Origin of the sequence: Streptomyces sp. 150FB (genome assembly GCF_000818195.1) — a bacterium.
In the GTDB taxonomy this organism is placed as follows: Bacteria; Actinomycetota; Actinomycetes; order Streptomycetales; family Streptomycetaceae; genus Streptomyces.
Genome location: NZ_JTHL01000001.1, coordinates 6,078,214 through 6,097,615, shown reverse-complemented (window position 1 = coordinate 6,097,615; position 19,402 = coordinate 6,078,214). Strand labels below are relative to the sequence as shown.

Below are 19,402 nucleotides of genomic sequence, written 5' to 3'. Positions count from 1 at the left end.
CGCTGGTTGTCGCCGCAGCGCGCGCCGACACCGCCGCCGCGATCCTCGCCGCCGAGTGCATGGACGTCCACACCGCCGCTCTGCGGGACCTCGGGGACCCGAGGCTCGTCGGCGCCCACTGACGGCCCCGGTCGGCGGGCCGAAAAGGCGCGCCGACCGGGCGCCACGCACGTCCCCGTTCCCTTAACGGGACGGGCACTTCACCTCCCGTACACCCAACTCCGCCCGGAACGTGGGTTTTCACGCGCACGATTCCCGTGTGAGACGCATCGTGGGAATCGTCCTGGCGGTGCTGCTGATCGGCGGAGTGGCAGCAGCCGTCGTCGCAGGCCGCGAGCCGGACAAGAACGCAGCCGGGAGCACGGCACCGAAGACCGTGCGCGGAGTGATCGGTTCGGAGAAGGCTGACTTCTTCGCCGATCCAGCAGTGGTGAAGGCCCTTGCCGACAAGGGCTACACCGTGAAGACGGAGACCTCCGGCTCCTGGGCCATGGAGGAAATGGACCTGGCGGACGCCGACTTCGCCTTCCCGTCGTCCACCGCCCCCGCCGGGGCGCTGGAGAAGAAGTACAAGGTCAGCACCGGTATCCTGCGGCCCTTCTACTCGCCGCTGGTGGTCGTCGCGCACCGCTCGACCGCGCGGATACTGGCAGCCAACGGCCTTGCCACGCTGGACGGTACGTCCCGGGGCACGCTGCGGATGGGCCCGTATCTCGACGCGGCGCGCGCCGACCGTACCTGGCAGCAGCTCAAGGGCGCTTCCGCGCACGCCGAGTTGGGCGGGACGATCTCGATCTCCAGCACCGACCCGGAGACATCCAACTCGGGCGCCCTCTACCTCGCCGCCGCCTCCTACGTGGCGAACGGCGGCAAGGTGGTCACCGACGCCGCCGGGCTCGCCCGTACGGCACCGGTCCTGAAGAAGCTGACCGTGGTGCAGGGCGCCCAACAGACCAGCTCGGACGGCCCGTTCACGGACTTCGTGAGCGGTGCGGGTCAGCCGCTGGTGCTGGTGTACGAGTCGCAGGTCGCCGCGCTCCTGCTCCAGCACCAGGACGTCGGGGACCTGGTGGTGCTCTACCCGGACACCACGGTCAACAGCGACCACACCCTGGTGCCGTTCACCGACAACGGCCGCGCGATCGGCCAACTCCTCACCACCGACAAGACCCTGCGCGCGCTGGCGATACGGCACGGCTTCCGCCCGCAGGACGGGACCGCCGAGTTCAGCGAGGCGACAGCCCCGTACGCCGCCTATCTCAACCGGACGCTGGCCGGGGTGTACCAGGCAGCCGTACCCACCACCGAGATCCTGCACGAGATGGCGCGCAGGGCGCGGTCCTGACGCCTGCCGCCTCACGCCCGACGCGCCCTACGCCCCGCGCCTCAACGCCCGACGCGTCCACCGTCCGTCCCAGGGGGATCACATGGCAGAAGACACACCGCTCGTCCTCACCCCGCCGGAGCCGGTCGCCCCGGTCCGCGCCGAACAGGCCTCGGGGCTGGTGCCGGTCGACGACTCCGTACGCGAGGAGATGACGCGGCGCGCCACCGAGTACGTCGGCTCGCTGGCGGGCATCGACCCCCGCTCGCCCGAATTCACCACACGGGTCGGCGAGATCGCGAACCTCGGCGCCGGTGAGATACGCGGCGCGGCCCAGCAGTCCAACCGGATGCTGGACCGGACCGTGCGCTCCCTGGGCTCCGGTGGCGAGGACGCGCAGTCACGGGTGGGGACCTCACTCGTCGAGCTGCGCCGCACGGTCACCGACCTCGACCCGCGGGACACCCCGGGCAAGGGCGCGCGGAGGTTCCTCTCCAAACTGCCCGGCGGGAACAAGCTGCGCGACCATGTGGCCACGTACGCGTCCTCGCAGGGCACACTCAACAGGATCGTCGGATCGCTCAGGGGCGGTCAGGACGAACTGCGGCGCGACAACGCCGCGTTGCACACCGAGCGTGCCCGCCTGTGGGAGACCATGGGCAAGCTCCAGGAGTACGCCGTCCTCACCGACGCGCTCGACCGGGCGATCGAGCAGCGCGTCGCCGAGGTCGAGATCACGGACCAGGCGCAGGCCGACGCGCTGCGCGCCGACGTCCTCTTCCCCGTACGGCAGAAGCATCAGGACCTGCTCACCCAACTCGCCGTTTCCGCGCAGGGATACCTCGCGATGGACATCGTGCGGCGCAACAACGACGAGCTGATCAAGGGCGTCGAGCGGGCGGCGACCACCACGGTCACCGCGCTGCGGATCGCGGTGATGCTGGCCAGTGCCCTGGAGAACCAGGGCAAGGTGATCGAGCAGGTGAATGTGCTCAGGTCGACCACCGAGGACCTCATCCGGGGCAACGCGGAGATGCTCTCCACGCAGAGCGGCGAGATCCAGCGCATCGCCGCGGATCCGGCGGTGGGCGTGGAGACGCTGCGCTCGGCGTTCCAGCAGATCTACCGGACGCTGGACGCGATCGACACGTACAAGATCCAGGCGACGGAGTCGATGGCGGCCACCGTGGAGTCGCTGACCGCCGAGTTGCGGACGGCCGGCGGGTACATGGACCGCACGCGGTCGGCGGGCTCGCTGGAGGGTGGTTCCCGGTGAGGTCCCCGGTGAAGCTCCGCGTACGGAGGTCCCGCCCGCGCCTGACGGCGCTGTTCGTCGCCTCCCTGCTGCTCGCGGTGGCCGGCTGCTCGGGCGGCGGTGACGACGGGAAGGCCCTGCCCTCCACGGTCCCGATACGGGAGAAGGCGCCCCCGGAGTACCGGAAGGGCACGCTCCGGGTGCTCGCCTCCAGTGAACTCTCCGACATGCGGGGCGTGCTGGACCTGGCGGAGAAGAAGACCGGGGTGAAGGTCGTCCCGACCTACACCGGCACGCTCGACGCCGCCGCGCTCGTCGCCTCGGGCAAGGCGGACGGCGCCTACGACGCGGTGTGGCTGTCGTCCAACGACTATCTGCGGCTGCATCCGGGCGTCGACGCGCGCATCACCAACGCGACACCGATCATGTCCTCCCCCGTCGCGCTGGGCGTCAAGGCGTCCACGGTCGCCAAGCTGGGCTGGAAGCCCGGTGACGTGACCTGGTCCCAGGTGGACCAGGCGGTCGTGGCCGGCAAGCTCACCTACGGAATGACCGACCCGGTCCGCTCCAACTCCGGCTTCTCCGCACTGGTTTCGGTCGCCTCCGCGCTGTCGGGCGCACAGTCGGCGCTCACGGACGCGGATGTGCGTGCCGCGACACCGAAGCTGAAGGAGTTCTTCACCGGGCAGAAGCTGACGTCGGGTTCGTCGGGCTGGCTGGCGACGGCGTACGCCCGTGACAGCGGTGTCGACGCGCTCGTCAACTACGAGTCCGTCCTGCTCTCCCTGAACCGCACCCACCACACCGGCCTTACGGTGATCCGCCCGAAGGACGGTGTGGTCACCGCCAACTACCCCTTCACCCTGCTGACTTCGGCGCCGCGCGAGGCGCAGGAGGAGGGGCAGGCGCTCACCACGTTCCTGCGCGGCCCCGAGGCCCAGCGGGCGCTGACCGAGCAGACCTTCCGGCGCCCGGTGGTCGCCTCCGTGAAGCCGGCGGCGGGACTCGCCACCGACAAGCGGCGCGAACTCCCCTTCCCCGGCACGCGCACCGTCGCCGACGGTCTGCTGAACAGCTACGAGAACGAGCTGCGCCGCCCCTCGCGCACTGTGTACGTACTGGACACCTCGGGCTCGATGTCGGGGAGCCGTCTCGACCAGCTCAAGACGGCGCTGTCCGGGCTGACAGGCACGGACAACTCCCCGACGGGCGGCCGGTTCAGGGACCGCGAGGAGGTCACGCTGATGCCGTTCGGCACCACGGTCAAGCCGATCACGACCCATACGGTGGACCCGGCCGACCCGCGAGCGGCGCTGGACGCGATCCGCCGGGATGTGGCGTCCCTGACGGCGAACGGCGACACGGCGATCTACAGCACGCTGGAGGACGCCTACTCGCACCTCGGCAAGGAGAGCGCCGACACCTTCACCTCGATCGTCCTGATGACGGACGGCGAGAACACCACGGGCGCCACGGCGCCCGCGTTCGACACCTTCTACGCGGGCCTCCCCGCGGACCGGAGCACCACACCCGTCTTCCCGATCGTCTTCGGCGACTCGGACCGCAGCGAGCTCCAGCACATCGCCTCACTCACCGGCGGACAGCTCTTCGACGCGAGGAGCGGCAAGGACGCACTGGACGGCGCCTTCGAGGAGATCCGTGGCTACCAGTAGAGCGCTCGCGTACCTGGAATCCGCCAAGAACCTCGCGGGCTGCGCCGGCGGGCTGGTGGGTCTGGTGCTGACCTTCACCGGCGTGGCGGGCGCGTACTGGCCGGTGGTGATCGCCGGACTGTACGGGGCCGGGGCCCTGATCGCGCCGCCCGGCCGCCCCGAGGCACCGGCCTTCGAGGCACCGGCGGAACAACTGGAGGCCCTGCGTGCGGACTTCGCCACCCTGTCGGCGTATCTCGCGAAGGTCGACCTGCCACCGGCCGCCGGGGGCCGGCTGACCGAGCTGAACACTGTGCTCGCCTCGCTCCTGGAGCCCGGCTGGGTCGCCGAGGCGCTGGCCGACGACCCGGAGGCGATCCGCAGCCTGTCCCGGGCGATCCGCCAGGACGTGCCCGAGTCGGTCGACACCTTCGTACGGACCCGGTGGTGGACCCGGCTCCAGCCGGGCACCGACCCGCCGGAGCGCCATCTGGAGCGCCAGCTCACGCTGTTGTACGACGAGGCGTGCGCGACGGCCACGGTGCTGCGCGAGGTCGAGGCCCGCCGGCAGGAGACACACACCCGGTATCTGGAGGAGCGCAGACGCGGCCGGTGAGACCGGTGGCCGCGCGTCATCGGCGTGTGTACGTACTCCGAACCCGAGAGCAAGGGCGGCCTCCCCTTCGCGGCGGCCTCGTTGCGGCGGGGCTTCTCAGGAGAGGACCGAGCGGCCGGTGGGCGCCAGCCGCAGTGTCCGGGGGGCTGTTGTCTGTTCCCGCTCGATGCCCGGCAGGATCTCGTCCAGGGCGAGGGGATGGGCCAGCACATCGGCGAGATGGCGTCGGCAGGCGCTCTCGTCGGGGTAGGAGGTGAGGATCGCGGCGACGTTCTCCCCCGCGCGGATGGGCAGCCGGGGGAATGTGTTGTGCGCGGTCTCGGTGGTGAGGGCGGCGAGGGGTGCGGGTCCTGTCGTGTTCAGGACGGGAAGGAGTCCGTCCCGGATCAGTGCGACGCCGTCGGAGCGTCCGGGAGGAAAGGACCACACGGTGGCGGACACGAATCGGTCCGGTGCTGGAGCGCCGATCCTGGGACGCTCGGACGGGGAGAGAGCGAAGCCGTTCTCGTCCGAGAGGGGCCGCAGGAGCAGGACGTCGTCGGAGTCGAGCATGGTGGCGTTGGCCTGGGGGCCGTGCTCGGCCCAGACGGGGCCGTCGTAGAAGGCTGTCAGCGCACGGCGTCGTGCCGCCATGTCCGGGAACCCGCGCAGCCAGACGAAGCGGTCCGGGTCGTCGAGGTCACGAAACTGGCCGAGCACGGACATCCCGGCCTCTTCCTGGGTTTCGACGAACTCCCGGTCGAACAGCTCGATGAGTTCGTCGCGCCGGCCGGGACGCAGCGTGTACTGGCGAAGCTCGATCACGGCGGTGCTGTGGGCAGGATCGGTAGGGGGCACGGCAGGCTCCTGTTCGGCACTGTGCTTCCGGTGGATGCCCGGCTCCCGGATCGTTCGCCGGGAGCCGGGCATGGACCGACGGTAGGGCGGCCGTGTGCCAGGGGGTGTCAGGGTTTCCGGGGAGAATGTGCCCATGTCCGCTGGTCGACTGTTGTCGGTGCTGCTGTTGCTGCAATCGCGTGGCCGCGTGTCCGCGCGAGGGATCGCCGACGAGCTGGGGGTGTCCGTACGGACCGCGTACCGCGATCTGGCGCGCCTTCAGGCCGCGGGCATTCCGGTCTACGCCGAGACGGGCCGCAACGGCGGCTACCGGCTGCTTGAGGGGTATCGCACCCGCCTGACGGGGATGAGCGAGGGTGAGGCGCGGGCGCTGTTCTTCGCCGGACTGCCCGGCCCCGCCGCCGACCTGGGGCTCGCGTCGGAGGTGGCGGGGGCACGGCTGAAACTGCTGGCCGCGCTGCCGGCGGGACTGCGCGAGGAGGCGGCCCGGACCGCGGAGGTGTTCCACCTCGACGCCCCGGCCTGGTACCAGGAGCCCGAACAGACGCCGCATCTCGTCCTGTTCGCCGACGCCGTGCTCACGCGGCGAGTGGTGGAGGTGCGCTACCGGCGCTGGCGCGCCCCGCAGGAGGTGGACCGCCGCCTTCGCCCCTACGGGCTGGTGCTCAAGTCAGGCGTCTGGTACCTCGTCGCCGCTTCGAAGAGCCGGATCGCGACCTACCGGATCACCCAGGTCCTCGAAGCGGTGCTCAGCGACGAACGGTTCGACCGACCGCCGGACTTCGACCTGGGCGCGTACTGGACGTCCTACCTCGACGACTTCCGGACCCGCCGCTTCAGCGGCCGAGCCACCGTACGCTTCTCCCCGCGGGGGCTTCGGCGCCTGCCGGACAACCTGCCGCCCGAGGTGGTGCGGGCCGTCGAGTCCACGGCGACCGCCGTCGGCGACAACGGATGGGTGGAGGCGGTCATTCCGATCGAGAGCCCCGAGCACGTGTGCGGTGAGCTGCTGCGGCTCGGTGTCGACGTCGAGGTCGTCGCGCCTCCGGAACTCCGTCAGGCCATGGCCTACACGGTGGGCGTCCTCACCGGAATGTACGGAAGCACCTGACCCGCCAGGACCCATGTCGGGCGGCCGAGCGGCCCGCTCACCACGAAAGCCGTCCGCCACTGCCGCTGAACGTCCTGCTGAACACCTTGCCGATCGTCCTGCTGAACATCCTGCTGAACGTCCGTACACCCCCGGAGCCGTCTGCGCACAGCCCCGGGGGCCCGCGTCAGCCCAGGCGCGCGGTCAGCGCGCGGTACTCGTCCCACAGCTCCTTCGGAGCGTGGTCACCGAAGGTGTTGAGGTGGCCGGGGATCAGGGCGGCCTCCTCGCGCCAGACCTCCTTGTCGACCGTGAGCAGCAAGTCAAGCTCTCCGTCCGACAGTTGGAGCCCGGCGGTGTCGAGCGCCGCCCTGGTCGGCAGGATGCCGATGGGCGTCTCGACGCCCTCGGCCGTACCGTCGAGGCGCTCCACGATCCACTTCATCACGCGGCTGTTCTCGCCGAAGCCGGGCCATACGAAGGTGCCGGCGTCGTCCTTGCGGAACCAGTTCACGTAGTAGATCTTCGGCAGTTTCCGCTGGTCCCTGCCGGCTCCGACCCTGAGCCAATGGCCCATGTAGTCCCCCATGTTGTAGCCGCAGAACGGCAGCATGGCGAACGGGTCGCGGCGCAGCTCGCCGACCTTGCCCTCGGCGGCCGCCGTCTTCTCCGAGGCCACGTTCGCCCCCAGGAAGACACCGTGCTGCCAGTCGAAGGACTCGGTGACCAGCGGTACGGCGGAGGCGCGGCGGCCGCCGAAGAGGATCGCCGAGATCGGGACGCCCTTGGGGTCCTCCCACTCGGGCGCGATGATCGGGCACTGCCCGGCCGGCACGGTGAAGCGGGCGTTGGGGTGGGCGGCGGGGGTGCCCGACGCCGGGGTCCAGTCGTTGCCCTTCCAGTCGGTGAGGTGCGCGGGCGGTTCCTCCGTCATGCCCTCCCACCACACGTCGTTGTCGTCGGTGAGCGCGACGTTCGTGAAGACGGAGTTGCCCCACATCGTCTTCATCGCGTTGGCGTTGGTGTGCTCGCCGGTGCCGGGCGCGACGCCGAAGAAGCCCGCCTCGGGGTTGATGGCGTACAGCCGGCCGTCCTCGCCGAACCGCATCCACGCGATGTCGTCGCCGATGGTCTCGACGGTCCAGCCGGGGATGGTGGGCTCCAGCATCGCGAGGTTCGTCTTGCCGCAGGCGGACGGGAACGCGGCGGCGACGTACCGTGAAGCGCCGCGCGGCGGCGTCAGCTTGAGGATCAGCATGTGCTCGGCGAGCCAGCCCTCGTCGCGCGCCATGACGGACGCGATGCGCAGCGCGTAACACTTCTTGCCCAGCAGGGCGTTGCCGCCGTAGCCGGAGCCGTACGACCAGATCTCGCGGTCCTCGGGGAAGTGCGAGATGTACTTCGTCGGGTTGCAGGGCCACGGCACGTCGGCCTCGCCCGGCGCGAGCGGTGCGCCGAGCGTGTGGACGGCCCTGACGAAGAACCCGTCGGGACCCAGCTCGTCGAGGACCGGCTGTCCCATGCGGGTCATGGTGCGCATGGAGGCCGCGACGTACGCGGAGTCGGTGATCTCGACGCCGATCGCCGAGAGCGGTGAGCCCAGCGGCCCCATGCAGAACGGCACCACGTACATCGTCCTGCCGCGCATCGCGCCCCGGAAGACGCCCTTCTCGCCGGTGAAGATCTCCCGCATCTCTGCGGGGTCCTTCCAGTGGTTCGTCGGCCCGGCGTCCTCCTCCTGCTCGGAGCAGATGAACGTACGGTCCTCGACACGCGCGACGTCCGACGGGTCGGAGGCCGCGTAGTACGAGTTGGGCCGCTTGATCGGGTCGAGTTTCTTGAACGTGCCCTTGGCCACGAGCTCCCCGCACAGGCGCTCGTACTCACTCTCGGACCCGTCACACCAGACCACGCGGTCCGGCTGGGTGATCTCGGTGATCTCGTCGACCCACGAGACCAGCGCCTGATGCTGGGTGGGAACGGAGGTGGAAATGGTGGTGGGAGCCGCGATTACGCGCGCCACGATTGCTCCTTGATGAGGGGTTTGTTGTTGTGTGCCCCTTGGGGGCTGCGACCCGGATGCTCCGTAGCCCGCTCATCCGGTGCCGCCCGCACTCATTTGATCATCCGACTCACGCGCCCATATGTCCAGAGGGCCTCACACGTGAGCATCGCCACTACAACGTGCCCGGCCGTTTTGTACTGAAACGTAACCTACGGAAGCGTAGGTAGCATGAACACATGACTTCCGCCGCGTCAGACGCGCTCGCGACCCCCGAAACACCCGCAGGGGAACCGGCCGAGACAGAACCGCCGCGCCTGGCAAAGCCGATACTCCGGGGCTGGCTGCACGCGGGAATGTTCCCGGTCGTCCTGGTCTCGGGCGTGGCGCTGATCGCGCTCACCGACTCGACGCGCGCCCGCATCGCCTGCGCGATCTACGTACTGACCGCGTGCCTGCTCTTCGGCATCAGCGCCATATACCACCGGGGTACGTGGGGGCCGCGCGGCGAGGCGGTGCTGCGGCGCCTCGACCACGCCAACATCTTCCTCATCATCGCCGGCACCTACACGCCGCTGACGATGCTTCTGCTGCCCGAGTCGTCGGGCGAGGTGCTGCTGTGGGCCGTCTGGGCCGCCGCCGCCGCCGGCATAGCCTTCCGGGTCTTCTGGGTCGGCGCGCCGCGCTGGCTCTACACGCCGTGCTACATCGCGATGGGCTGGGCGGCGGTGTTCTTCCTCCCCGACTTCATGCGCGCGGGCGGAATCGCCGTACTGGTACTGGTACTTGTCGGCGGCCTGCTCTACAGCGCGGGCGGAGTGATCTACGGCCTGAAGCGGCCCGACCCGTCACCGCGCTGGTTCGGCTTCCACGAGGTGTTCCACTCGCTGACCCTCGCGGCTTTCGCCGTGCACTTCGTCGGTATCGCGCTGGTGGCCGAGCAGGTTTCCTGAACCGGTCGGTTTCCCGACCTCACCCCCTTGTTTCCGCTGTGGCGGTGGCATCTACGGATGCCACCGCCACAGTCATGTCCGGAGAACCTGAGCGGAAAACTTGACGGCCTCAATCTTTTGATAGTTACTGTCACTTGACATCAACTATCAAAGGAGGCGACATGGACCGCCGCTGGTGGGCGCTCGGCGCCCTGGTCGCGAGCATGCTCGTGCTCGGTTTCGATACGACGATCCTCAATGTGGCGCTGCCCACCATGGCCGCGCGGCTCGGTGCCACCACCGGTCAGCAGCAGTGGATGGCGGACGTCTACGTTGTCGTCTTCGCCTCGCTGATGCTCCCGGCGGGCCTGCTCGGTGACCGCTTCGGCCGCCGCCGGATGCTCCTCACCGGCCTCGGTGTCTTCCTCGCAGGCTCGCTCGTGGGCGCGTTCGTCCACAGTGTCGAACTCGTCATCGTGGCCCGCGCAGCGATGGGCGTCGGCGCCGCCCTCGTGATGCCGCTCGCGATGTCCGTACTGCCGTCGCTCTTCCGCGCACCCGCCGACCGCGTCAAGGCCGTCGGCATCATCTCCGCCGCCTCGGCGCTCGGCCTGCCGCTCGGCCCGATCGTCGGCGGCTGGCTGCTCGAACACTTCTGGTGGGGCTCGATCTTCGTCATCAACATCCCCATGGTGGCGATCTCCATAGCGGCCTGCGTCTTCCTGCTGCCCGAGACGCGTGACCCGTCGTCCCCGAAGGTCGACGTCCTCTCCGCGGCGCTCACCGTGCTCGGCCTGGGTTCGCTCATCTACGGGATCATCGAGGCGCCGGGCCGGGGCTGGGGCAGTGCGCTCGTGGTCGGCACACTGACCGCCGGGGTGCTGCTGCTCGGCGCGCTGGTGCTGCGCGAGCGCCGGGTGATCCGGCCCATGCTCGACATGACCCTGCTGTGCCACCGCGGTTTCCTGCTCAACACGCTGGCGGCGACGCTGGTGATGTTCGTCCTGTCGGGCCTGCTGTTCCTGCTGCCCGTCTACCTCCAGGCCGTCCTCGGCCACGACGCCTTCGGGACCGGTCTGCGGTTGCTGCCGATGATGGGCGGGCTGCTGGTCGCCGCCAGAACCAGCGGGAAGCTCGCCGCGCGGCTCGGCCCGCGCCTGGTGATCAGCGCCGGTCTGGTCGTCCTGGCCTTCGCCGCGTTCCTCGCGAGCAGTACGACGGTGGACAGCGGATACGGCACCACCGCCCTCTGGCTGTCGATCGCGGGCCTGGGCTTCGGCTTCACCGTCGTCCCCTCGATGGACGCGGCCCTCGGCGCGCTGCCCGCCGACCGCGCGGGCAGCGGTTCCGGGCTGCTGTTGACCGTACGGCAGACGGGCGGCGCGATCGGGATCGCGCTGCTCGGGTCGTTGCTGGCCGCCACGTACGGGGACCGGCTCAGCACCGCGGGCCTGCCGGCCGCTGCCGCCGACTCAGCGCGGGACTCGGTGGTCGCGGCGCACATCGTGGCCGACAGGCTGCGCCTGCCGGACCTCACGGCATCGGCGAACAGCGCGTACGTCCACGGCATGGACACGGCCATGGTGGTCTGCGGGATCGCCGCTCTGGCAGCGGCGCTGCTGGTCGCGGTGCTGCTGCCGAACCCGGGCCTGAACCCGGACCCGGACTCGAACCCGGAGCGCGCGGAGGACGGCGCGGACGGCGGCGGCGTTGCGGACGGCGGGGACGCCGATGTCAGGACGGTGGCCCCGCTGCCGGTGGATGGCCGACAATAACGACTATGGCCGCCATCTCACGCACCCCCCTCGAAGAGCAGCAGAGCCGTCTCGGCCTGCGGGAACGCAAGAAGCTCAGGACCCGGACGGAGATCCGGCGGGCGACGTACGCACTGATCGCCGAGCAGGGGTACGAGGCCACCACGGTAGAGCAGATCGCGGAGGCGGCGGAGGTCTCCCCCTCCACCGTCTTCCGCTACTTCCCGACCAAGGAGGACATCGTCCTCACCGACGAGTACGACCCGGTCATGGCGGCCGTACTCCGGGCGAGGCCGGCGGACGAACCGCCGCTGAAGTCGCTGCGCCACCTGCTGGTCGAGACGCTCCAGGACGTGCTGGCGAACGACAGGGCCGAGATGGTCCAGCGCAGCAAACTCCTGGTCGAGATCCCGGCGGTCCGCGCCCGGATGACCGAGACCATGTCGGTGACGGCGAGGCTGCTCAGCGAAGTCCTCGCCGAACGCTCGGGACGGGACCGGAACGACCTCCAACTGCGCGTCTTCACCGCCGCCGTGCTCGGCGCGCTGCGCGAAGTCTCCATCTACTGGGCCGAACGCGACTGCCAGGACGACCTGATCGCCATGCTGGAGGACGCGTTCGACTCCTTGGAGGGCGGGCTGCGCCTCTGAGGGCTGGACGCGCGAGGGGCGGCTGCGGATGCGGCCGCATCCGCAGCCGCAGCCGATCTGACGGATCCGTACTGCTCTAGGCGTCAACCTCGTACTGGCCGACCTCCAGGAAGTACCGCAGCTCTTCCGGCGTACCGTCGATGACATCCTCGGCAGCCGCGCGGAGGGCATCGCTGATGGTCTCGTCCGCCAGGATGCGAGCGACGGCGACCCGGTCGTCCTCGGCCTGGGCGAGACGGTAACCAGTCTCCAGGAATGCCCGCAGAGCCTCAGGAGAACCGTCGTCCAGAGCCTTTGTCGCCTCCCGGACCACACCCTTACCGGAATCCTTGTCTCCCAGAATACGGAAGATGGCCACACTGTCGTCCTCGGCCTGCGCGAGACGGTAACCCGTCTTGAGGAACGCGCGCATGTCCTCCACGGTCCCGTCGAGGGCCGCGTTCCCATCACGGGTCACCCTCTTGCCGGAGTCCTCGTCAGCCAGGATGTCCTGGATCGCGAGACGGAGTTCCGCCTCCGACATCTCGTCAACGGGCGTTCCTTCACCGGGCGTTCCGGACGTGGCCGTCACGGCCGTCGACGTGCCCGCGGGTCCGGTGGCGAAGGCCGGGGCAGTGAAAAGGAGAGCCGGTGTCAAGGCGGCGGTCGCGACGAACAGGGCAGCCCGGGTCGGTCTCATGCGTTTTTCCTCCATGATCAATCCGTTGTCGGTGCGATTCTCACCTTCGTGCGCCACGGAGAACAAGAGCGGAAGAGGACAGTCTTCGTCACACCAACTGCCACTAGACACCGCCCACTTGACGGATATGAAAAGCCACGTCGCAAGAGCACATCAGCCGGCGTCCGCGCCCGATACGCCGCTCGGCAATACGGTGACGATATGAGCGGTCTGGTTCTCTCTTGTTCATGACGGCGCGTGAGCAGCGTGTCCCGTTGCCATCCGGCCATCGGACATCCCACGCGGTCGTCGTCAATCAAGAGTGTGGACCGAGGGAGCCGGCGCATGCGTCACAGGATCAGGACCAGGAAGATATCGCTCGCCGTGCTGGCGGGGACGATGGTGATGGCCGCGCTGACGGCGGAGCCTGCCGTCGGTGCGGGGCAGGTGCCCCGGCCCGGCGCGCGGAGCGGCGGAGAGCGGATCTTCCCGGGGCTGGGGAACGGTGGGTACGACGTGCGGTCCTACGACGTGGCCTACGACTACCGGCCCGGTACGACGCTGATGGACTCCTCCGTGGACATCGTGGCGGAAGCGCACCAGGCACTGTCCGAATTCAGCCTGGACGCGGCGGGCCAGCAGATCAGCCGAGTCCTCGTGGACGGCGCCCCGGCCGACTTCCGGCTGACCGGGGAGAAGCTCGTCGTCACTCCCGGCCACCCCCTGCCGGAGGGGCGGCGGTTCACCGTACGCGTCACCTTCGTGGCGGACCGTACGGCGAACCCGCCCGCCCCCTGGTCCTCGGGCGAGGAGCCGCACTTCGACCACTGGTTCGAGAAGGACGACGGCTTCGTCCTTTTCGGCCAGCCCGACCGCTCACACTTGTTCTTCCCCATGAACGACATTCCCAGCGACAAGGCCCGAGTCACCTTCCGTATCACCGTTCCCAACGACCTCCAGGCGGTGGCGGGAGGCACACTGCGGTCCCGGCGGACCGTCGGTGACCGCACCACGTACGTCTACGGCACACGTGACCCCATCCCCACCGACGTGGTGCAGGCAGCGGTGGGACACTTCACGGAAGTCCGGGGGACCGGCCCGCACGGCCTGCCGGTGCGCAGTTACGTGGACACGCCCCAGGTCACGAAGGCGGCCCCGCAACTGGCCCTCGTCCCGGACCAACTGTCCTGGGTGGAGCAGCAGATCGGGAGCCCCTACCCGTTCGAGACCTATGGCGTCCTGGGCGTGGCGGGAGGGTATGCCGCGGCCCTGGAGAGCGCCACGCTGTCCACCTTCGACGCCGCGCACCTGACCACGGCCGATCACAGCGACGAGTCGACGATGGTCCATGAGCTGATTCACCAGTACTTCGGCGACGCCGTGTCCGTACGCTCCTGGGACGACATGTGGCTCAGCGAAGGCCACGCCAGTTACTACACGTTCCGCTACCTGGCGGACCGGGGTTACGACGAGGACGGCACCTACGACGACAACCTGCGCCGGGCCTACGACTTCGACGTGGAGAACCGCCCCCAGTACGGTCCGCCCGGCCGCCCCGCCGACGCGACCGACGTCCTCGCCGGCACCAACGCCGGTGGCGCCCTCATGCTGGACGGCCTGCGCCGGCTCGTCGGGGACGCCACGTTCCGCACGATCGAGCGCACGTTCTTCACGACGTACCGCGGCAGGTCCGCGACGACCCAGGACTACATCGACGTCGCGAACACCGTTTCCGGACGGGATCTCACCTCCTACATAAGGAGTTGGATCTACGGAACGACCACACCCACCCCGATCGGCCACCCGGACTGGACCGCCCCCGCGACGAAGCGGCCCTGATCCGAACGACCGGCCCTAGGACTTCTGGCCGGTCAACTCGCCCTCCAGGACGTCCGCTTCGGTGGTCGGGGCCGAGCAGACGAAGCGCCGGCACACATAGGCGGCCGGCTTTCCGCCGACCAGCGGGCGGTCCCTCAGCAGCGGGAACTCGTCACTGTCCGGCGTGCCGGCCGCCACCACCGCGCCCGGGCTGGTGCCCAGCAGCGCCGTACGGTGCAACTCGGCGGCGTCCGCGGGGTTCCGGCCGACCACGGCGATCTCGCGCGGTCCGTCGAGCGCCGCTTCCGCGACGGCCAGTCCCCAGCCGATGAAGCGCGGCGCGCGCGGGCCCAGCGCCTTCACCACGCCCAACGCGGCCTCGGCGGCGGCGCGATGGGGCTCGGAGCCGGTGTGCGCCGCGTACGAGAGCAGGGCGCCGGCGGCGGCCGTCCAGCCCGAAGGGGTCGCGTTGTCCGTCGGGTCCTGCGGCCGGCGGATCAGCTTCTCCGCGTCGTGCGCGGTGTCGAACAGGGTGCCGCGCTCCGACACGAACTGGTCGAGCACGATGTCCAGCAGGAACCCCGCGAACTCCAGCCACGCCCCTTCGCCGGTCACCCCGGCCAGCGCGATGAACCCCTCGGCGACATCGCCGTAGTCCTCGAGCACGCCCGCGTTGGCTCCCGTCCGGCCGTCCTTGGAGGTACGGGCCAGCCGCGCCGCCTCGTTCATGTGCACCCGCACCAGCAGATCGGCGGCCTCGGTCGCCCGCTCCACCAGGTCGGGCCGGTCGAAGTACGCGCCGGTCTCGGCGAGTGCGGCGATCGCGAGGCCGTTCCAGGCGGCCACGACCTTGTCGTCCCGCCCGGGGCGCGGGCGCTCCTCGCGCGCCGCGAGGAGCCGTTCGCGTACGGAGGTGACGCGCGCCGCGTCCACCACGGCGCCGCTCTGCGGGAGTTGGAGGACGGAGGCGCCCTCCTCGAAGGTGCCCTCCTGGGTCACCCCGAAGTACCCGGCGGCGAACTCGGCGTCGTCCTCGCCCAGTACCGCTCGCAACTGCTCAGGTGTCCATACGTAGAAGGCGCCTTCGACGTGCTTCCCGCTGCCGTCGTCACTGTCCGCGTCCAGCGCGGACGCGAACCCGCCCTCGGCCGTGCGGAGTTCGCGCACCATGAAGTCGGCGGTCTCCAGCGCCACGCGCCGCGCGAGATCCGAACCGGTGGACCGCCACAGGTGGGCGTACACCCGGCACAGCAGGGCGTTGTCGTACAACATCTTCTCGAAGTGCGGCACGATCCACTCTCGGTCGACCGAGTAGCGGGCGAACCCGCCGCCGAGCTGGTCGTAGATCCCGCCGCGCGCCATCGCCTCGGCACTGTCGGTGGCCATCTGCAACGCACCCTCCGACCCGGTACGGGCATGGTGGCGCAGCAGGAACTCCAGCGTCATCGACGCGGGGAACTTGGGCGCGCCGCCGAACCCGCCGTGGCGCGCGTCGTACTCCCGGGTCAGCCCGAGCAGCGCCTGCGCCAGCTCCGCCTCCCCGGGGACCCCGTCCCCGCCCTGCGCCAGCGAACGCCCCGCCAGCTCCCCGACGATCTGCCCGGCGACCTCGCTGACCTCGTCGCGCCGGTCCTTCCAGGCGGAGGTGACCCCTTCCAGGACCTGCGGGAAGGACGGCATGCCGCGGCGGGGCTCGGGCGGGTAGTACGTACCGAAGTAGAACGGCTCCCCGTCGGCGTTGAGAAAGACGGTCATCGGCCAGCCGCCCTGCCCGGTGGCGGCCTGCACGGCCTCCATGTAGACGGCGTCGACGTCGGGCCGCTCCTCGCGGTCGACCTTGATGTTGACGAAGTGCGCGTTCATGTACGCGGCGGTCGTCGCGTCCTCGAAGCTCTCGCCGGCCATGACATGGCACCAGTGGCACGACGAATACCCCACGCTGAGCAGCACCGGCACATCCCGCCGCCGCGCCTCCTTGAACGCCTTGGGCGACCAGGGCCACCAGTCGACGGGGTTGTCGGCGTGCTGGAGGAGGTAGGGGGAGGTCTCATGGGCCAGTCGGTTCGCCATACCCCCATCCTGCCCGAGCCCCCACCGGACCAGCCCCGAGCCCCACAACCGGGCGCGCCGCCCACCGCGCGCGGCCTGGCCTCCTGTATCGCCTCCTCTTCCCATGGCCACCGATCCACCGGATCGGAGGCGTGCTGGAGGGGTGGCCCCACCGAGCGCGGAGCCGGCGGAGTCGGCCGGTGGGACCCCACGACCCGGGCCGGAGAACGCGCCGGGGGACTTCGTCCTCGACCGGGGGAAGGGCGGGGTTCCCGCGAAGACCGGTGAAGTCGCCGATGCCGGGGGGCGGGTCGGGCGGGGACAGTGTGGCCACTGCCAGTCCGTACGGCGGTGGCCATCCGGTGAGTCCAAGGCCCCGGAGTGGTACCGCCTCGACCGAGAGGCCCCCAGTGCGCCCGCTCTCCGACGCCCGCACCCCCGCCCGTCCCCGCCTTCGCACCCGTCCCCGCACCGGCCCCCGCACGCTGTGGGCCGGAGCGGTCACCGCCGCCGCGCTGATCGCCGCACTGGTGCCCGGCACCGCCGGGGCCCAGACCGCCGCCAACCCGTACGAGCGCGGACCGGCGCCCTCGGTGTCCAGCATCGAGGCCGCCCGCGGCTCCTACGCCGTCTCGCAGACGTCCGTCTCCTCGATCAGTGTCACCGGGTTCGGCGGGGGCACCGTCTACTACCCCACCAGTACGGCCGACGGCACCTTCGGCGCCGTCGTGATCGCGCCGGGCTTCACCGCGACCCAGTCCAGCATCTCCTGGCTCGGTCCCCGGCTCGCCTCCCAGGGCTTCGTCGTGTTCACCATCGACACCAACACCACCCTCGACCAGCCGGACAGCAGAGGACGCCAACTGCTGGCCGCACTGGACTACCTGACGGAGCGCTCGTCCGTACGCACCCGCGTCGACTCCACCCGCCTGGGAGTGATGGGCCACTCAATGGGCGGCGGCGGAACCCTGGAGGCAGCGAAGAGCCGGCCCTCGCTCCAGGCCGCCATCCCGCTGACCGGCTGGAACACCGACAAGTCCTGGCCCGAGCTGCGTACGCCCACCCTCGTCATCGGTGCGGACGGGGACACGGTCGCACCCGTGGCCACGCACTCGGAGCCGTTCTACACCTCGCTGCCCAGCTCCCTGGACAAGGCGTACCTGGAGCTCAACGGCGCGACGCATTTCACGCCGAACTCCTCGAACACCACGATCGCGAAGTACAGCATCTCGTGGCTGAAGCGGTTCATCGACGACGACACCCGTTACGAGCAGTTCCTGTGCCCGCTGCCGAGGCCGAGCCTGACCATCGAGGAGTACCGGGGCAACTGCCCGCACTCCTGACCTACCGTCCGTTCGGTTGTGCCCGGGCACAGTTGGGCGCCGCCCCGGCTGGGTCGGCGCCCAGGACCCGCGCAACAGGCCTCACCCCCGTGGACGCGGGCCTTCCGGCGCTCGTTACGCGCAAGTAACGTCACGGAGATGAACTCATCGACGACCGTGCGTAGTTCACACCCGCTGTACGGCCGGAGTGGTGAACTGGCCATCCTGGGAACGCTGCTGGACCGCCTGCGGGCCGGTCACGGCAGCACGCTCGTCCTGACCGCCCCACCGGGCCTCGGCCGCAGCGCGCTGCTGGAGCACGCCACTGCCGCGTACGGGGGCGGGGCGGTCCTGCGCGCGGAGGCCGCGGAGGCCGAACGGCTCGTCCCCTACGGCGGATTGGACGCGCTGCTCGGTTCGGCGCCGTACACCCCCCTGCCGATGCCCGTGCCGCCCCGCCTGACGTTCGGCTTACCGCTCGGCGCGGGGGTGCGGGCGGGATCCGTCGGCACGGCTCTGCTCCGCTGCCTGACGGATCTCGGCGCCCGTGAACCGCTCCTGGTGCAGGTGGACGATGTCCACGCCTGGGACTCCGCGTCCCGCGAGGCGCTCGCGTTCGCGGTCCGCCGACTGCCGGCCCGCGGCCGGGTCGCGGTCCTCCTCACGGCGGCGGACCACGGGCCGGGCACCGACGCCTTCGCCGGACTGCCCGCGCTGCGCCTGAACTCCCTCGACGACCACGCGGTCGACGCACTGCTCGATGACTTGACGGACCGTCAATTACACCCGGCCGTGCGGGAGGAACTGCGCCGCGAGGGCGCGGGCAACCCCCGGCTCCTCACCGCCCTCGCCGGGCATCTGAGCACCGCGCACCTGTCGGGCCAACTGCCCCTGCCGCAGCCGCTGTCCGGCGGCGAGGACCTGCTGGACGCCTACGGCGCCTGCCTCGACGCACTGCCCGACGGCACAGGGGCCCTGCTTCTTTTCGCCGCCGCGGCGGCCGAGCACGAACCGGAAGGGGCGGGCGCGGAAGCCGCACTGGTGCTGAGAGCCGGGCGGTCGGCCGGGATACGCCCCGGCCTCCTGGTGCCCGCGGAGCACGCGGGGGTGGTACGCAGCGGAGGCGGCCGGGTCCGCTTCACCCACCCGCTGCTGCGCACGGCGGTGCTGCGTACGGCGCCCCCGGCCCGGCGCCGCGCGGTGCACCGTACCCTCGCCGCCGTCCTGGACGGCGCTCACGAGGCATTGCCGCGCCTGGTCCAGCGGGCGTGCGCGGCGCCCGGTCCCGACACCGCGCTCGCGGACGCGCTGACCCGGGCGGCCGTCCCACCGCGCTCGTACACCGACCGTGCCGCGGCGCTGGTCCACGCGGCGACGCTCACGGCGGACGAGGTCCTGCGCGGCGCGCGCCTGGCCGCGGCCGCCGAGTACGCGTGGCTCGCC

At 70.5% G+C, this 19,402-nt stretch carries 15 protein-coding genes; 11 read left to right on the top strand and 4 right to left on the bottom strand.

Annotated elements, in window-relative coordinates; genetic code table 11:
- Positions 1-259 precede the first annotated feature (259 nt).
- From QR77_RS26350 to QR77_RS26335, 4 genes are all read left to right on the top strand, one after another.
- Positions 260-1,345 (top strand): hypothetical protein, encoded by a 1,086-nt coding sequence (locus tag QR77_RS26350; RefSeq protein WP_040024557.1) that lies wholly within the window; start codon positions 260-262, stop codon positions 1,343-1,345.
- An 82-nt stretch (positions 1,346-1,427) separates the two neighbouring features.
- A complete protein-coding gene (locus QR77_RS26345; protein WP_040024555.1) occupies positions 1,428-2,600 on the top strand; it encodes a toxic anion resistance protein in 1,173 nt (390 codons plus the stop codon).
- Positions 2,597-4,252, top strand: a complete 1,656-nt coding sequence (locus QR77_RS26340) for a substrate-binding and VWA domain-containing protein (protein ID WP_078877157.1) — start codon at positions 2,597-2,599, stop codon at positions 4,250-4,252. Before QR77_RS26345 ends, QR77_RS26340 begins: the two co-directional genes overlap by 4 nt.
- Entirely contained in the window at positions 4,239-4,847 is a 609-nt protein-coding gene (locus QR77_RS26335; RefSeq protein ID WP_040024554.1) for a hypothetical protein, read from the top strand. Before QR77_RS26340 ends, QR77_RS26335 begins: the two co-directional genes overlap by 14 nt.
- 96 nt (positions 4,848-4,943) lie before the next feature.
- Here the strand turns inward: QR77_RS26335 and QR77_RS26330 are convergent, their stop codons facing one another.
- Entirely contained in the window at positions 4,944-5,684 is a 741-nt protein-coding gene (locus QR77_RS26330; protein ID WP_040024553.1) for an NIPSNAP family protein, read from the bottom strand.
- A gap of 133 nt (positions 5,685-5,817) precedes the next feature.
- On the opposite strand from QR77_RS26330, the gene QR77_RS26325 reads away from it, so the two are divergent.
- Positions 5,818-6,795, top strand: coding sequence for a WYL domain-containing protein (locus QR77_RS26325; protein WP_040024552.1), 978 nt, complete (start codon positions 5,818-5,820; stop codon positions 6,793-6,795).
- A gap of 166 nt (positions 6,796-6,961) precedes the next feature.
- Here QR77_RS26325 and QR77_RS26320 read toward each other — a convergent pair whose 3' ends face one another.
- Positions 6,962-8,797, bottom strand: coding sequence for a phosphoenolpyruvate carboxykinase (GTP) (locus tag QR77_RS26320; RefSeq protein WP_040024551.1), 1,836 nt, complete (start codon positions 8,795-8,797; stop codon positions 6,962-6,964).
- 218 nt (positions 8,798-9,015) lie between these two features.
- On the opposite strand from QR77_RS26320, the gene QR77_RS26315 reads away from it, so the two are divergent.
- The 3 genes from QR77_RS26315 to QR77_RS26305 all read left to right on the top strand — a co-directional run bounded on the left by QR77_RS26315 (position 9,016) and on the right by QR77_RS26305 (position 12,112).
- A complete protein-coding gene (locus tag QR77_RS26315; RefSeq protein ID WP_040024549.1) occupies positions 9,016-9,729 on the top strand; it encodes a hemolysin III family protein in 714 nt (237 codons plus the stop codon).
- Positions 9,730-9,890: 161 nt separating this feature from the next.
- Positions 9,891-11,483 carry an MFS transporter gene (locus QR77_RS26310; protein ID WP_078877155.1) on the top strand — a complete coding sequence of 531 codons (1,593 nt, stop codon included), beginning with the start codon at positions 9,891-9,893 and terminating at the stop codon, positions 11,481-11,483.
- Between the two features lie 5 nt (positions 11,484-11,488).
- Positions 11,489-12,112, top strand: coding sequence for a TetR family transcriptional regulator (locus tag QR77_RS26305; protein ID WP_040024548.1), 624 nt, complete (start codon positions 11,489-11,491; stop codon positions 12,110-12,112).
- Positions 12,113-12,188: 76 nt separating this feature from the next.
- On the opposite strand, the gene QR77_RS26300 is transcribed toward QR77_RS26305, so the two are convergent.
- A complete protein-coding gene (locus QR77_RS26300; RefSeq protein WP_040028688.1) occupies positions 12,189-12,791 on the bottom strand; it encodes an ALF repeat-containing protein in 603 nt (200 codons plus the stop codon).
- Between the two features lie 324 nt (positions 12,792-13,115).
- Between QR77_RS26300 and QR77_RS26295 the strand changes: the two genes are divergently transcribed.
- Positions 13,116-14,609, top strand: a complete 1,494-nt coding sequence (locus QR77_RS26295; protein WP_063798082.1) for a M1 family metallopeptidase — start codon at positions 13,116-13,118, stop codon at positions 14,607-14,609.
- Between the two features lie 15 nt (positions 14,610-14,624).
- Here QR77_RS26295 and QR77_RS26290 read toward each other — a convergent pair whose 3' ends face one another.
- On the bottom strand, positions 14,625-16,658 hold the full coding sequence (locus QR77_RS26290) for a thioredoxin domain-containing protein (protein WP_040024547.1): 2,034 nt from the start codon (positions 16,656-16,658) through the stop codon (positions 14,625-14,627).
- A gap of 494 nt (positions 16,659-17,152) precedes the next feature.
- On the opposite strand from QR77_RS26290, the gene QR77_RS26285 reads away from it, so the two are divergent.
- Positions 17,153-17,980, top strand: coding sequence for a dienelactone hydrolase family protein (locus QR77_RS26285; protein ID WP_236711159.1), 828 nt, complete (start codon positions 17,153-17,155; stop codon positions 17,978-17,980).
- 138 nt (positions 17,981-18,118) lie between these two features.
- The coding region (locus tag QR77_RS46935) for an ATP-binding protein (RefSeq protein WP_160310953.1) at positions 18,119-19,402 on the top strand (1,284 nt) is incomplete at its 3' end.